The sequence below is a fragment of the Dyella silvatica genome (assembly GCF_026283955.1).
In the GTDB taxonomy this organism is placed as follows: Bacteria; Pseudomonadota; Gammaproteobacteria; order Xanthomonadales; family Rhodanobacteraceae; genus Dyella_C; species Dyella_C silvatica.
In genome coordinates, this window is sequence record NZ_JAPDPE010000009.1 from 59,352 (window position 1) to 74,030 (window position 14,679).

The following is a 14,679-nucleotide window of genomic DNA, read 5'->3' on the forward strand; positions in this document are numbered from 1 at the left end:
GGGTTTAGCCTTGTTTTTGTTTGGGTGAACCTTGAGCGAGGCGGACGCTATCAAGCACATCATGCTCATGGCTCTGCAAGACCTTTTGTAGATAGTCGATAAATAGGCGGATGCGCGCGGGCAGAAAGCGGCGGCTCGGATAAATCGCATGGATATGCGCTTGCTCGCGGGCGGTATCGGCAAGCACCGGCAGCAGGCGTCCGGCGCGTACATCGGCGGCGATATCCCAGGCCGATTTGAAGGCCAGGCCGTGGCCAGCCACGGCCAGTTCGCGCATCAAATCACCGCTGTCGCAGGTGATGGTGGCGGAAATGGGCAGCGAGCGGGGGCCGGTGGCGGTCTGCACGATCCACGGCAGGATGCCGCGCCCGGGGCGATGCAGCATCAGGCAGGTGTGCTGTTGCAAATCGTCGGTGTGGCTGGGGCAGCCGTGCCGCGCAAGATACGCCGGCGCCGCGCAAATTACTCGATAGTTACGCACCAGCTGGCGCGAGATAAGTTGTGAATCGGCCGGTGTGCCGCTGCGCACGGCGACGTCCACCCCATGCTCGAACATATCCAACGTGGTATCGGAGATGCTGATGCGCAGGCGCAGTTTGGGATGTTGCGCGGCAAAGTCGGCGGCTATCGGTCCAATCCATTGCCGCCCCAGATCCAGCGGTGCCGACACGTGCAGGGTGCCGCGAGCTTCCATCTGGCCCGCGCCGACAGCCGTATTGGCTTCATCGATATCGCCGAGGATGCCCATACAGCGCTCGTAGTACACGCTGCCTTCGTCGGTTAGCGCCAGGCGCCGCGAGCTGCGTTGCAGCAAGCGGACGCCCAGCGTCTGTTCAAGCCGGGTCAGGCGTTTGCTGGCGACTGCAGGTGACAGCCCGAGTTCGCGTCCGGCCGCCGAAAGGCTGCCGTCGCTTACCGCACGCACGAACAGCTGCATATCCTCAAGATCAATCATCGACGTCGGTCATCTTCAACTTTCTGGAAAAGATGCTTGCATAGTTTGGCCAATTCTCATCCATCGCGGCAAGTTGCACAGTAGCGCCTGCTGTCTTTGCTTGCTGCATCCTTGTCCCTATTCCCAGGAGCCGTGTCATGAAAGCTGTTGCCTACCGCCATTCGCTACCGATTGCCGACCCGCAGAGCCTGCTCGATGTCGAGTTACCCGACCCGCTGGCGCAAGGGCGCGACCTGCTGGTGAAGATAGAGGCAATCTCGGTCAACCCGGTCGATACCAAGGTACGCAAGCGCACCGATCCCCAGGGTGCGGACAAAGTGCTTGGCTGGGATGCCGCTGGCACGGTGCTGGCGGTGGGCGCTGAGGTCAGCCTGTTCAAGCCCGGTGACGCGGTGTACTACGCCGGCGCGATTGATCGCCCCGGCAGCAATGCTCAACTGCAATTGGTGGACGAGCGCATCGTCGGCCGCAAACCGGGCTCGCTTGATTTTGCCGATGCGGCGGCGTTGCCGTTGACCTCGATTACCGCGTGGGAGCTGCTGTTCGATCGGCTAGGTGTGCCGCGCGACAACACGGCGGGCAGTGTACTCATCGTGGGCGCCGCGGGCGGCGTGGGCTCGATGGCTGTGCAGCTGGCGCGCAAGCTCACTGGCCTTACCGTTATCGGCACGGCATCGCGCGAGGCGAGCCGCGAGTGGGTGCTGGGCATGGGGGCGCATCATGTGATCGATCATCATGGCGATCTGGCGGCGCAGGTCCGCGCGCTGGCACCGCAGGGTGTCAACTACGTGCTCAGCTTGACCCATACCGAACAGCATTACGCCGCTATCGTCGATGTCTTGAAGCCACAAGGGCGACTGGCCTTGATCGATGATCCGGCCACGCTGCTGGATATCCGTTTGCTCAAGGGCAAGAGCCTGTCGCTGCATTGGGAGTCGATGTTCACCCGTTCGCTGTTTCATACCGACGACATGTCAGCTCAACATCGCTTGCTCAACGAAGTGGCGGATCTGGTCGACGCCGGTGTGTTGCGCAGTTCGGTGCGCGAAAATCTGGGTCGTATCGACGCGGCCAACCTGCGCCGTGCCCATGCCTTGCTGGAAGACGGCACGTCGATCGGCAAATGGGTGTTGAGCGGCTTCTGAGTCGGCTGGCCGCTTGCTACAGTGGCGCACTTTCGTCACTAGGCCATGCCGGCCGGGATGGTTTTGATGCGACTGCGGTTTTGGGTGTTTGCGCTGTTACTTGTCACATCGACATGTCAGGTAACCGCCGCCGAGGTGGTTGGCGATGACAGACAGCAGGCGGCGTTGAGCGCCTTGATGGATGGTCGCCCGCCCGCAGTGGATAGCGTCAAGAGCATCGCGCTTGCTCCATGGCCGCATGCTCCGGCAGATGCCGGAGCGTTATGGGTGGTGGCCGCCCTGGTGCAATCGCCGGGAAGCGAAGGTGATGTACAGCTGTGGACTGGCGTATTGCGTCGAGACGGTGAGAATTTTCGGCTGCTCGCGAAAGATCACAGCGAGCACATCGACTCGATGCCATTGCTGTGGAATCCCGGTGTGATGCTGGATCTGATTCCTTATCGCATCAGTGCGCAGGAGACTGCGTTCGGTGTGCGCATCAACGGCAGTTACAACTCCACTGCGCATAGCGATGCAGAAGAGCGAGTCAGTTTGTATCGCTTCGCCGGCAGTTCGTTGACTCCGGTTTTTACCGCGCTTACCTACAGCAGCAGTTTCGATAAAGATGCGATAGCAGCCTGTGCCCAAGACAAGGCTGGTCAGGGCCATGAGCCCAGTGACGCGCAACAACAGGCTTGCGAAAGGGAAATCGTCAGTGAGCAGCGCTACGTATTGATATTCAGCCCACAGGCAACCAAGGGCTACTACGACGTGATCATGCGCGCTGCGGCGGGGCAGCCAGCGGCGGCCAAGGCCGCGCGTTCTCGTTGGAATGGTCAGAGCTACGCGCCACGTCGTTTCGACGGCGATCTTTAGTCAGGGCGGTGGGTGGGTTTGCTGAAATTCGGCTTCGATGTGGCGCGGTCATTTGCCGGGATTCTGCCAAGTGGAAGTTAGGCAGTTTGAATGGCTCGCTTGGGCCAGAATGGTATCGGCGGCAACACAGCTATTGATTTGGACTTTGAATGTTTTCGTCGATAATTTTTTGCTCGGCTGTCCTGATGTCGTCATCAAACGCCTCGCTCATTAATTCATCCCACACATCTGGCCCTTCTACACGCCACCAGTACGGCCTGTTTTCGTCTGGCTTGAGATGGTCATAGATGCCTACAAGGCCAAGCAGTTCAATCGGATTGTCGCCCGTAAAGCGAAATCCATTTTTTTCGGCGGTCCATAGGGCATTCGTTGGGTAACACAGGTCAGAGTCTATTTCTCCTTCGATTTTTAGCTTGAATCCACGGTCGCGAAGAATGCGCAGGCAGGCATTAAAGACATTTGCATGACTTCCTAATGGCATATAACCCCTGGTGACCTTTACGTCATGGTCGCGTGGAAGGTGATGTCAAACAGATGGCTTCAATCGTAAAGCTGGCTTTGGAGCAAATCATGGCCAGCTACGGTGCACCGAACCCGATGAGCCTTTAATCACGGCGCGAGCAACTGATCCGCCAAGACGCGCGCCTGCTGCCGAATTTCCGGCATGGCGGTGGATTCCCACAGCACCCCGCGCAACAGGCTGCCGATGGCGAACAGCCGTGGCACGGTATCGCCAGGCTGCTGCAAGCGTCCATCGGGGGTGGCATGACAGCCGAGGCCGAAAGGATCGGCTCTGATGTGCCCGTTGGTTACCAGCTGACGGACCAGCGTGTGTTGGGTACGACGCACATCGGTGTCCAAGCCCACGGTTTGAATCACCAGGTCGGCGTGCATCGTCGTCGGCGCGTTGCCACCGCGACGCAGTATCTGCAACTGCAGGCGGCCATCAGAACATGCTACTTGTTGCATCCGGCCGCGATAACGTTGCAAACGGCCATCGTGTTCAAGTGTGTCCAGCGTGTTGTTGACTTGCGGCGGCATGCGATGCCGCACGCGCTCCCAGGCCCAGCGCACGTGGCGCAGAAAGCGCGCCCGCTCGACATCGGGCAAGCTCATCCACAGTGACGATGTATGCGGACGCAGGCTATCGATGACGGTGCGCCAATCGCGGCTTTGAGCCATCGCCCCGCGCAGCAGATGCGTCCAGCGGCGGATCTCGGGCGAGTCGCGCATGGCTTCGATCAATTCGGCACTATCGTCGGCGGGTGCCGATGCGCTGGCCAAATGAGGCTCGGGCAGCAGGCCATGGCGAGAGATAGCGGTGAATCGTGCGTTGGGCCATTGCGCGGCCAATTCGATCAGCACATCGGCAGAGGTCAGGCCGAGACCGATCAGCGCGATGTCGAGCGGCCGTGGGTCGGCGCTGACTTCAGACAGAAACGGCCATGGGTCGATAATGTATTGACCACTGGCCAAGGCCTCGTCGCTGACTCCGCCAAGCGGTTGCGGCGGCAAGGTGCCTATGGCCAGGACGGCGGCATCGACACGGTGATTGTTTTCGCCCTGGATCACGGTAATGCCGTCGTGCTCGGGTACCAGCGAATCCACCGCGAACGGAATGATGCGAACGTCATGGCCGGCCGTTTGCGCCCGCCGTAGCGCATGTTCCACCTCGGCTTCCAGATAGTCGCCGTAAGCTCTGCGCGGCAAAAAGTCGGTGCCGGCGATGGCGTGGTCACCGCGTTGCGCGAATTCGAGAAAGCCCTTGGGCTTGCCGGCGAACATGCTCATCGACGCCGCCCGCACATTGAGCAGGTGCCGCTCGGAACGCGTGTTGTAGGCCACCCCGCGGGCGTATGCGCCACCGCCGGTATACCAGTCCAGTTGCAATGGAGCGGCCGCTGGTCGATCCATTAACTCGCTCAGCAGGGTCGACGCCGAGGCGCCACCACCAATGATGGCGATCCTTCGTTTCATGAAATCCCTTGGGCGCGTTGCTGGATCGGGCGGTGTCGTTCAACCACGCAGACGACCCGCGATCGCGGCGTGCTGCGTTTGAGCGAGCCATTGATTGGCCTGCTCGCCGGGTTGCTGGGCAGCGGGCTCATAAGCCGAGTATTGCGCCAGTTGACCGCCATAGACATGCAGGGTGAGTGCGGTGTCATGCCGCGATAGATTGCGGCAACGATGTGCATGCGTGTCACCTGCATCGAACCAGGTGGCGTCGCCGGGGCCGAGCCAGTCGCGGCGCAGAAAGCGCAGGGCATTCGAGGCGGATTCGCGTTCATACGACTCCACTTCGAGCGCGCCATACAAGGCGACCTCAACCCCCCATAACCCACCGTGATCGTGCACGGGAGTGTAGTAATTGGGTGGCCACGACATGATCAACACACTGATGGCCGGTTTGTTGCGCTCGCCCAGCAGCCAACGCTGAAAGCCGCGCTTGGCGTGGTGCAGTTTGCTCAAGCCATCGCCAGCTACCGGCGTGTCTTTATGGATGACACTGCCTAATGCACGTGCCATGGCGGCTAAATCAGGTTGCTCGCCGACACCGTACTCAAGCGCGATCTCTCGTAATGTTTTTATGGTTCGCGAATGCTTGCCCATGAAAAAAACTCGGCAGATGACGGTGCGCAGTGGAGCATGCCTCTCGTTAAAGTCATGTAACCCCAACACTGCCAGATAGTTAGGGATTGCTTAAGGCGAATTCAACCGCACGGTTGGGCCGGATCTGTTTGCGCGCAGGGCTGGGCGCTCATTCGTTCGTGTATCGGCCTGCATTTTCCTGTGCGAGCCACGGGGAGACGATGAACGGGTGGTCGCGTGGCATGACTTCCGATCCATGAAAAGTCAATGGCAGGAGCCTAATCTGCAGTCATGACTTCATGCAGCGCAGACAACCGCCATGTGCATGGAGCAACGAGGAGAGCGACATGATTGCGATAGGCGTGCTGGTAATGCTGTTCACGATGTTGTGGCTGGTCGGCTCGGTGATCGGGCTGGTGTTCAAGCTGACGTTTGCCTTGATCGGCGGCTTGTTCAGTATCGTTGGTGCGGCGTTGGGTCTGTTTTTTGGCGGCATGGCGTTGATGATCATGGTGCCCATCGTGGCACTGGCCTTGTTGCCGATATGTTTGCCGGTTTTGCTACTGGTTGCAGTGGTCTGGGCGATCGCCCGCTCCAGCCGTCAACCCGCCGCTACGGCCACACCGCATGTGGCAGCGCGCATTTTCCGACGAGATCCGTATCAGCACGATCTAGTCGGTAGGATGTATTCACCGATTGCCGTGGAAAGGCCCGGCTCCGTTGTGGTGGCGGACCGGGCCTTAGTTTTTACAGCTCGCGCAAGTCGAAGCTCACTGGAACGCGAGCCCAAGCACGCACAGCGTGTCCTTGAACGGTTGCCGGTTGGAATGTCCATTTCGCCAGCACCTGTTCGCGGGCGCTACGGTCAAGCAGCGAGAAGCCACTGCTTGTTTCGATCGCTACATCGACCGGCTTGCCATCTTCGTTCACCAGTACGCGCAGCAACACTGTGCCATGCATGTGTTGGCGCATCGCCTGCGGCGGGAAACTAAGCGGTGCCGAACGATACGCCAGCGAAGCCTCGATGGGCGTGTCGCTCACCGGTCCAGCGGAAACATTACCGGGCGGTGCCATGGTGACCGGGGCAACCGGAGGTGCCTCGATATGGCCTTCGCTGGTGGGTACGACCTGAGGTGGCGTGACTATGGCGACAGGTTGCGGGCGCACATGCGGTATGGCCTTGGGCTGCACCTTTTTAATCTCAATGGTTTGCGGTAGCGGCGGTGGTGGAACCTCCTTTGGAATAAGGCGTATCTGCGTGGGCGCCACTTCCTGCAGGCGCTGCATGATTTCCGGCGCGAGCGGCCGCAAGGCGATCAACAAAACCGCGAGATTGATGGCGATGGCCGCGCTATAGGCGGCGATACGCACGCTGTCGGGATGCGTGCGATGAACAACGGGAAAAGTTGCGGACACCATGAAGCCACCTCCTGCTCGTGGGAAGGGAAGCGCGTGTAACACCTTGGCGAACGACACGGGGTCGTTGGGGAATCGCCCGGTGCGATCTCAGTGTGTACTTTTCGTGAATGCGAATGCAAAAGATTTTTTTGAAACTAATTGGCGCCGCTCGGCCTGGCGGCGCGGTGCGGGATAGCGCCGACTAGACGTCTATATTCGCGGCAAGAAAATCAGCCAGGCTGCGAACCCGTGCCGGGGTGCGGCGGCCGGGCGGAAAGACCAGGCTGACCGCACCCGGCACCGTTTTAAAGTCATCGAGCACGCAACGCAGGCGCCCTTCGGCCAGATCGATTTCGACCAGGCTGCGAGGCAGTGACGCCACGCCTAGCCCGGCACGCACAAAGCCCACCAGCGCATCGAGATTATTCGACTGCAGGCGGCCGTCGACCATGATTTCAACCTCGCGGCCATCGCGTTGAATACGCCACGGCCGCGGTCGCTGGCCGGCGCCACCGGTGTAGACGAGGCAGGCGTGATCACTCAATTGGCTGGGTTGTACCAGGGCGGGCGCGTTGGCCAGATAACCCGGTGTGGCGCAGATGACCCAGGCGCGGGCGCCGAGCCGGCGCACGCGCAAGCTGGAATCCGTCAGGCGGCCGGTGCGAATGGCGACATCAACGCCTTCGTGCAGCAGGTCCACCGGTTGGTCGCGCAGCAAAACGGTCAGCGCGACCTCGGGCTGGGCGGCCAGGAACGTAGGCAGTAACGGCAGCAGCCATTGCCGGCCGAGCACGAGTGGGGCCTCGACCACCACTCTTCCGCGCGGCCGGCGCTGTGCGCCGGAGACAAGCGCTTCGGCATCGTCGAGTTGATCGAGGATCGAACGGCAACGCTGGTAATACTCGGCCCCTTCGATGGTCGTCGTCAGCTTGCGGGTGGTGCGATGAAGCAGGCGCACGCCAAGCCGTTGCTCCAGCCGGGTAATCGCCTTGCCGGCGCCGGACGGTGTCATGCCAAGTCGCTGCGCCGCCGCGGTGAGGCTGCCGAGTTCAACGGTGCGCACAAAGACGGACAGACTGCTTAATTGATCCATGGGCTGAAGGATGGCGTCTTGATTGTGGACTGGCTGTCCAAAGTGAACAGCGAGCGAGCCGGTATATCCGGGCCAGGGCGAAGCCTAATCTGTTCGTCACCTTTCTGGTTGCAACCATGCTTTTCACTTTGCGGAGAATGTCGTCATGAACACCGTTTCGAATGTTGCCTTGGTTACCGGCAGTGCGCGTGGTATCGGTCGCGCGATTGCGGAGCGTTTGGCACAACAAGGCGTTGCCGTCTTGGTACATGCCGGTCATGCATTGGCCGATGCCGAGGAAGTGGCGGCGTCGATCCGTGCCGCCGGCGGACGTGCCGCCGCCATGGCTGCGGATCTGACCGATCCCACGCAGATTACCCAGGTGTTCGATGCGACTGAAGCAGCCTTCGGTGTGCCGAATATCGTGGTGGCGAATGCCGGTGTGTTTGTCGGCGGTCCGGCCATGGATACCGAACTTGAAGCCTACGATTACGCCTTTGCGGTGAATACGCGGGCGACCTTTCTGGTCTTACGTGAGGGTGCGCGTCGCATGGCCGATGGTGGCCGCATGGTCGCCATCTCGACCAATCTGACCAAGACCGGCCGTGCTGGTACTGCGGTATACGCAGCGACCAAGGCGGCCGTCGAACAGTTGGTACACGGTTTTGCCCGCGAACTTGGGCCGCGCGGCATCACCGTGAACGCGGTGTCGCCGGGGCCGACCGATACGCGGATGATTTCCGGCGCGGTGCGTGAAAACGCTCCACTGCAATCGCCGCTAGGCCGCCTCGGCGAGCCGCGGGATATCGCCGATATCGTGGCTTTTCTCGCCTCCGATGAAGCGCGCTGGCTGACCGGTCAGGTGATCCATGCCAGCGGCGGTATTGCGATGTAACCCGTGCAAGGCGCGCGCTCAGCGCGCCTTGCGTACCCGGGCCAGGGTGATCACCCCGACGCCGACCAGGATGATTGCCATGCCGAGCAAATCGTAGGGGCCGACCCGTTCGCCAACCATCACGATACCGAACAGCACGGCTACCGGCGGATTCACATAGGCGTAGGTGGTCGCCACGGCCGGCCGCGCATGCTTGAGCACATATAGAAAAGCACTGAACGCGATGATGGAACCGAAGATCGCCAGGTAGGCGATGGCCAGGGTGGCGCGCAGGGTGGGGTGCGCCGGCATCCGCTCGCCATGCAGAAAACTGACCAACAGCAATGCCACGCTGGCGCAAAGCATTTGCGCGGCGGTGTTCATCGGGCCAGGCGGCATCTGCTGGCGACGGCTCCAGATCGAGCCGAAGGCCCAGCTCATCGCGGCAATGATCAGGGCCAACGCGCCTATCCGCGAACCGGACAAGCCCGCGCCAAGGTTCAGCACGATCACGCCGATAAAACCAATCATCAAGCCAAAGCCTTCGCGTCGGCTGGGCCGTTCGCCATACAGGCTGGAAAACAGGGCGGCGAACAACGGCATGCTGGCCACCGCCACGGCGGCGATACCTGAGCTCACTCGCTGCTCGGCAAAGCAGACCAGGCCATTGCCGAAGCCGAGCAGCAAGATGCCGGTGAATGCGGCATTGCGCCACTGCAGCGGGGTCGGCATCGCCATGCCACGGATACGCAGAAAACCGAACATCACCACGCCGGCGGCGAGAAAGCGCAAACCGGCGAGCAGGAAGGGCGGGTAGCTCTCCAGCGCATAGCGGATACCCAGGTAGGTCGAACCCCAGATGATGTAAAGCGCAAGCAACGACAGCGGCACCAGCACGCGTGTGTTAACGATAGCGACAGGCGCCCCGCGAGTCGCGGAGTCGATAGTGGAGTCGGTCATGAGCGGGGACGCAGGAAGGCATCACGGGGCGGATGCATGGGTATTCTAGCCGGGCCGCAAGCGATAAATGGATGCGCCGTTGGCTGTTCGTAGCGAGCCTTTTGCAAGGCAGGCTTGAGCGGCGTTCAAGGGGGTGTGGCTACAACGCGTCGCCCAGCTCGATCATCATCGTTGCTGCTGTCGATGAAGTCGCCCGGACGTATTTGCAGCGGCGTCGATGCCGCCAGACGTAAGTGGCTCATCGCTGTTCCACATAGGGTCAAGCCTGTTGGCTTTGACAACGATATAGCCACGGTTTATCCCGCTTGCGCCATTGGTTCCAGTGTGGCGGTGCGGCGTTTTTCGCGTGCCAGCAGCTCGCGTTTGCGCTCGACTCCCCATCTCCAGCCGCCAAGGCTGCCGTCCTCGCGGACGATCCGATGACAAGGCACTAGCAGGGCCAGGCGGTTATTGCCGCAGGCGTTGCCGATGGCGCGCGCGGCGCGCGGCATGCCCAGTTCGCTGGCAAGTTCGCCGTAGCTCTTGGTAACGCCTTCGGGGATGCGTGTAAGTGCCTCCCATACCCGCCATTGAAAGGCGGTCGCGGCGACATCCAGTGGCGGCATGACCGGTGCGGCGGCATCGCTCCAGCCCAGTTCGCTGGCGATGCGGGCGATCACGGCGTCCAGCCACTCTTCGCGGCCGGCATCGACCCGTTCATGCGTAGCCTGCGGAAACTCGGCAAGCAGGCGCGCTTTCAATTCGGCGTCGCTATCGCCAAGGGTGACCGAGCAGATGCCACGGGTGGTGGTGGCGACCAGCAGCCGGCCTAGCGGTGTGTTGGTGGTGGTGTAGCGAATGCTGGCGCCAGCGCCGCCGGCGCGGTAACTCGCCGGGGTCATGCCGAACAGGCGGTCGCTATGCTCGTAGACGCGGCTACCGGAACCGAAGCCGGCGTCGTAGACCGCATCGGTCACGCGGGCGCCATCGCGTAAGGCGGCCTTTAGCTGGCCGAAACGGCGAGCGCGGTGATATTCCGCCGGACTCATGCCGTAGCGGCGGCGAAAGGCGCGTTGCAAATGGCTGGGGCTTAATTGCGCAGCCTCGGCAAGCTGGGCCAGGCTGGGTGCGTCGTCGGCGCCTTCGATCAGGTGGCGAACACGTTCCAGGGCGTTGTTGGTGGTGGCGTTAGGCATAGTCATGGCGGCATTCCTAGACGAATGCCGCCAGATTAATCTGGCTGGATAACGACAACTATCCGAATGTTGCGCATGGATCGGGCGATTAATGCGCGGTGCGATTGGTCTGCTGCAGCACCACGAACTCGCCTTCGAGAATTTCCGGTTCATGGGCCTTGGGTGTGGTCGCCGGGCGGTTGCCCTGGCGGCTTTGCGTCCACTGACGCAAGCCAAACACGATCAGCCCGCCGACCAAGAGCACGCCAGCCACAATCAGCCCGAACACCAGCAATACGCCCACCAAGGCAAGACCGATCAACAGCGACAAAGCGCGGACCAGGGGATGGCGGGAGCGACGCGGAGAGAGCAAGACGAAGCGCATGTGTTAAAAATCCGTGTGTTAAAATCAACGACTTACACGTGCAACGATGGGGCCTGACCGCCCGAGAGACAAGTGCCGATGGATACAGTGACACCCGGTCAAGAGGCACTTTGCCAGCTTGATGACATTCCCGATGGCGAGGCGATCGCGGTCGATGCCGTGCTGCCTGACGGCGAAGAAAGCTTGATCCTGCTGCGCCGGGGCGGGGCCGTGCAGGCGTATCTCAATATCTGCCCACATGCCGGTCGCCGGCTGGATTGGGCGCCGGGCAAGTTTTTATTGAAGAACGAGATTTTGGTCTGTGCCGCGCATGGCGCCAGTTTTCGCAGCGGCGACGGCGAGTGCATTGCCGGGCCTTGCCGCGGTGAGCATCTGCGTGCGGTGGCGGTGCGGGTGGAGAACGATGAGGTGAAGTTGGGTTGAGGGTTTGTTTTGTTGGTATGGGCCAGGCCGGACCCCTCCCCAGCCCTCCCCTGCTTGCAGGGGAGGGAGTGTACTGAGGCGAGCTTGGCTGGGGAGGCGTCGATGCGAGTTTTTGCCTCCTCCCCCTGCTTGCAGGGGGAGGTTGGGAGGGGGTTAGGCCTTTCGACGTGCCGCCTTCAACGGAACATCAAATTGATCACCACCAGCGTGATGATCAGTACCAAGGCCGTAAGCGGCAGGCCGACGCGCAGGAAATCCTTACCGCGATAACCGCCTGGGCCGGCGATCATCATCAAGGCGGGATGGCCTGAGCTGAGCAAGAAGGTATTGGACGAGGACACCGCGACGATCAGCGCGTAAGCCGATGGGTTGCCGCCGGTCGCCACGGCGACGCTGATCGCGATGGGCACCATCATCACCGTTGCGCCGACGTTGGACATCACTTGCGAGAACAGCAGGGTGAGCACGGCCAGCGACAACTGCAGTACCCAGGGCGAGGCGCTGCCGAGATGTTGCAACACTTCTTGGGCGACCCAGGCGGCGGTGCCGGTGGCGTCCATCGACCAGCCCAGGGGAATCAGGCAGGCGGTGACGAAAATGGTTTTCCAGTTGATCGCCTTGTACGCCTCGTCCATGTTCAACACGCCGGTGAGCAGCATGCCGATGGCGCCCGTCATCATCGCCACGGACAGATCGAGGTGGGTGAACAAGGCCAGGCATTTGGCCAGCACGAAAAAGCCGACTGCCTGCCAGATTTTGCCGGGGCGTTGCTCTTCCTTGGGAATATCGGTCACCACGACCAGGTCTTTGTCTTCCGACGCCAACACCAGGTCACGCCAGCTGGAATGCAAGACCAGGCTATCGCCCGCGCGCAGGCTGACCGAGCGCACATCGTCGCGGAACACCTGGTCGCCGCGATTCACCGCCAACACCGAGACACCGTAGCGTTTGCGCAAACGCAACTCGCCCACCGTCTGCTTGATAAAGCGCGAGCTGGGTGGAATCACCGCTTCGGAAATACCGGCGCGGCTGGGATTGAACAACTCGCCCAACTGACGCATGCGCGGTGACAAGCGGCAAAGCTGGTTGTTGGCGAATTGATTGAGCTGGTCGCGCGGGCCAAGCACGCCGAGTACCGAGCCCACCCAGATCACCAGATCGATCGGCGGTGCCATGCGTGCATCGGTACCGCTCTTGATCGCCAGAATCAGCGGAGCGCCGTACAACTGCTCGACTTCGCCAATGCTCATGCCGACCAGGGGGCTTTCGGCGGTGATCGTCAGCTCGGCGGTTTCGCCGACGATGCCATAGGTCTCGGCGAAGTAACTCTCGGTGCGCCCGGGGGTCACCTTAAGGCGCTGGTCTTCGCGCTCGGGCAGCAGCTTGCGGGTGAACAGATAAAAGAACAGCACGCCGGTCAGCGCGAGCACCAGGCCTACCGGGGTGACGCTGAACAAGCCGAACTTGGGGATCGTATGCGCACCCGCCGGCAGATTGGCGTTGGCGCTGGCGATCAAGTCGTTGAGCACGATCAGCGGCGAGTTGGCGATCAGCGTGGTGTTGGTGGCGGTCAGAATGCAAAACGCCATCGGCAGCAGCAGGCGTGAAATCGGCACGCCGGTACGCGCGGCGAGACGGCTGGTGACCGGAATCATCAGGGCGGCCAGTGCCTGGCTGGGGATCACTGCACTGAACAAGCTGGTGACCAGGTTAATCACCAGGCCAAGGCGCGATTCCACGCCGCGCGCCATGCGCATGACGAAGTTGGCGGTTAGCGAGAGCACGCCGGCGCGGTCGAGGCCGGCGCCCATGATCATGATCGCGATGATGGCGATCACCGCGTTACCGGCGAAGCCGTTGAACACGCGTTCGGAAGGAATCAAGCCAGTGAGGCCGATCACCACCACGACCAGTAGCGCCACCATATCGGCGCGGATCCACTCCAGCACCAGCATCAGCATGGTGAAGCCGACCAGGCAGAGCACCAGAATCATTTCAGGGCTGAGCGAGAGTCCCACTAGCGGTCATCCCGCGGCAGCGGTGAGCAGAGGTGGATGCGATTGTGCAGTGGCTGCCTCACGCTGCGGCGACTCGTCCCTGTTTGATACGCGAGTATAAGCGTGGCGGTGCGGTTGCTGGTGAACCGCACGCTAGTGGAGTGACTACAGCTGCGTGAACGGACCGCGTGCTCAGGCCTTTCGGTACAGCAGGTCCCATACCCCGTGACCCAGTTTCAGGCCGCGCCGCTCGAAATGCGTTTCGATGCGCCAGTCCGGCTTTTCCGCATAGGCGGCGCGGCCGGTCTGGTTGCGCCAGTCCGGCGCGGCCTCCATCACTTCCAGCATGTGCTCGGCATAAGGCTGCCAATCGGTGGCCAGGTGCAGCAGGCCGTTGGGCGCCATCCGCGAAGCAAGCATGGCGACGAACTCCGGTTGGATGATGCGGCGCTTGTTATGACGCTTCTTATGCCAGGGGTCGGGAAACCAGATTCGCGCCTCGGCCAGGCTGCCGGGGGCGATCTCGTTTTCCAGCACTTCCACCGCATCGTGTTTGTACAGCCGCACATTGCCGGCGTCGCGGGCGGCCAGCGCGTTCATCAGCCGGCCGACACCGGGACCATGCACCTCGATGCCAATGAAATCGCGGCCTTGGTCATGCTCGCTGGCCCAGGCTAGGGCCTCGCCATTGCCAAAGCCGATTTCCAGTACCAGTGGCGCGTTGCGGCCGAAACGCGCCGCGTAGTTTTGCGCCGTGCCGCTATAGTCGATGCCGTAACGCGACCAGTGCGCATCGAACGCGCGCTGCTGCGCCGGGGTCATCCGTCCTTCGCGCAGCACAAAACTGCGGATGCGGCGCATGTACTCCGGGA

At 61.7% G+C, this 14,679-nt stretch carries 16 protein-coding genes; 4 read left to right on the plus strand and 12 right to left on the minus strand.

Going from position 1 to position 14,679, the window contains the following annotated elements; translation table 11 throughout:
• Nucleotides 1-4: 4 nt before the first annotated feature.
• Complete coding sequence (locus OUZ52_RS03575; protein WP_266156933.1) at nt 5-955, minus strand: LysR family transcriptional regulator; 951 nt, start codon at nt 953-955, stop codon at nt 5-7.
• A gap of 137 nt (nt 956-1,092) precedes the next feature.
• Here OUZ52_RS03575 and OUZ52_RS03580 point away from each other — a divergent pair, with 137 nt between their 5' ends.
• The gene (locus tag OUZ52_RS03580) at nt 1,093-2,100 is read left to right on the plus strand and encodes a zinc-binding alcohol dehydrogenase family protein (RefSeq protein WP_266156934.1); all 1,008 of its coding nucleotides are present in this window, start codon (nt 1,093-1,095) and stop codon (nt 2,098-2,100) included.
• Between the two features lie 66 nt (nt 2,101-2,166).
• Nucleotides 2,167-2,955 carry a hypothetical protein gene (locus OUZ52_RS03585; protein WP_266156935.1) on the plus strand — a complete coding sequence of 263 codons (789 nt, stop codon included), beginning with the start codon at nt 2,167-2,169 and terminating at the stop codon, nt 2,953-2,955.
• A 130-nt stretch (nt 2,956-3,085) separates the two neighbouring features.
• Here the strand turns inward: OUZ52_RS03585 and OUZ52_RS03590 are convergent, their stop codons facing one another.
• The 6 genes from OUZ52_RS03590 to OUZ52_RS03615 form a co-directional block, all read right to left on the minus strand.
• A complete protein-coding gene (locus OUZ52_RS03590; protein ID WP_266156936.1) occupies nt 3,086-3,436 on the minus strand; it encodes a hypothetical protein in 351 nt (116 codons plus the stop codon).
• 128 nt (nt 3,437-3,564) lie between these two features.
• Nucleotides 3,565-4,932 carry an FAD/NAD(P)-binding protein gene (locus OUZ52_RS03595; RefSeq protein WP_266156937.1) on the minus strand — a complete coding sequence of 456 codons (1,368 nt, stop codon included), beginning with the start codon at nt 4,930-4,932 and terminating at the stop codon, nt 3,565-3,567.
• Between the two features lie 39 nt (nt 4,933-4,971).
• Nucleotides 4,972-5,481, minus strand: a complete 510-nt coding sequence (locus OUZ52_RS03600; protein ID WP_266156938.1) for a cysteine dioxygenase — start codon at nt 5,479-5,481, stop codon at nt 4,972-4,974.
• 352 nt (nt 5,482-5,833) lie between these two features.
• On the minus strand, nt 5,834-6,055 hold the full coding sequence (locus tag OUZ52_RS03605; RefSeq protein ID WP_266156939.1) for a hypothetical protein: 222 nt from the start codon (nt 6,053-6,055) through the stop codon (nt 5,834-5,836).
• Between the two features lie 236 nt (nt 6,056-6,291).
• Nucleotides 6,292-6,963 carry an energy transducer TonB gene (locus OUZ52_RS03610; RefSeq protein WP_266156940.1) on the minus strand — a complete coding sequence of 224 codons (672 nt, stop codon included), beginning with the start codon at nt 6,961-6,963 and terminating at the stop codon, nt 6,292-6,294.
• A gap of 181 nt (nt 6,964-7,144) precedes the next feature.
• Nucleotides 7,145-8,035: a LysR family transcriptional regulator gene (locus OUZ52_RS03615; RefSeq protein ID WP_266156941.1), complete on the minus strand. Its 891-nt coding sequence runs from the start codon at nt 8,033-8,035 to the stop codon at nt 7,145-7,147.
• Between the two features lie 145 nt (nt 8,036-8,180).
• On the opposite strand from OUZ52_RS03615, the gene OUZ52_RS03620 reads away from it, so the two are divergent.
• Nucleotides 8,181-8,909, plus strand: coding sequence for an SDR family oxidoreductase (locus tag OUZ52_RS03620; RefSeq protein ID WP_266156942.1), 729 nt, complete (start codon nt 8,181-8,183; stop codon nt 8,907-8,909).
• Between the two features lie 18 nt (nt 8,910-8,927).
• Here OUZ52_RS03620 and yedA read toward each other — a convergent pair whose 3' ends face one another.
• From yedA to OUZ52_RS03635, 3 genes are all read right to left on the minus strand, one after another.
• On the minus strand, nt 8,928-9,848 hold the full coding sequence (yedA, locus tag OUZ52_RS03625; RefSeq protein ID WP_266156943.1) for a drug/metabolite exporter YedA: 921 nt from the start codon (nt 9,846-9,848) through the stop codon (nt 8,928-8,930).
• A 296-nt stretch (nt 9,849-10,144) separates the two neighbouring features.
• Nucleotides 10,145-11,029: a methylated-DNA--[protein]-cysteine S-methyltransferase gene (locus tag OUZ52_RS03630; protein ID WP_266156944.1), complete on the minus strand. Its 885-nt coding sequence runs from the start codon at nt 11,027-11,029 to the stop codon at nt 10,145-10,147.
• A gap of 82 nt (nt 11,030-11,111) precedes the next feature.
• A complete protein-coding gene (locus OUZ52_RS03635) occupies nt 11,112-11,387 on the minus strand; it encodes a hypothetical protein (protein WP_266156945.1) in 276 nt (91 codons plus the stop codon).
• Between the two features lie 78 nt (nt 11,388-11,465).
• Between OUZ52_RS03635 and OUZ52_RS03640 the strand changes: the two genes are divergently transcribed.
• Nucleotides 11,466-11,810, plus strand: coding sequence for a Rieske (2Fe-2S) protein (locus OUZ52_RS03640; protein WP_266156946.1), 345 nt, complete (start codon nt 11,466-11,468; stop codon nt 11,808-11,810).
• A 176-nt stretch (nt 11,811-11,986) separates the two neighbouring features.
• On the opposite strand, the gene OUZ52_RS03645 is transcribed toward OUZ52_RS03640, so the two are convergent.
• Together OUZ52_RS03645 and trmB are read right to left on the minus strand one after the other, a co-directional pair.
• Nucleotides 11,987-13,804 (minus strand): SLC13 family permease, encoded by a 1,818-nt coding sequence (locus tag OUZ52_RS03645; protein ID WP_266156950.1) that lies wholly within the window; start codon nt 13,802-13,804, stop codon nt 11,987-11,989.
• A gap of 195 nt (nt 13,805-13,999) precedes the next feature.
• On the minus strand, nt 14,000-14,679 hold a 680-nt coding region (gene trmB, locus OUZ52_RS03650; protein WP_266156947.1), incomplete at its 5' end, for a tRNA (guanosine(46)-N7)-methyltransferase TrmB.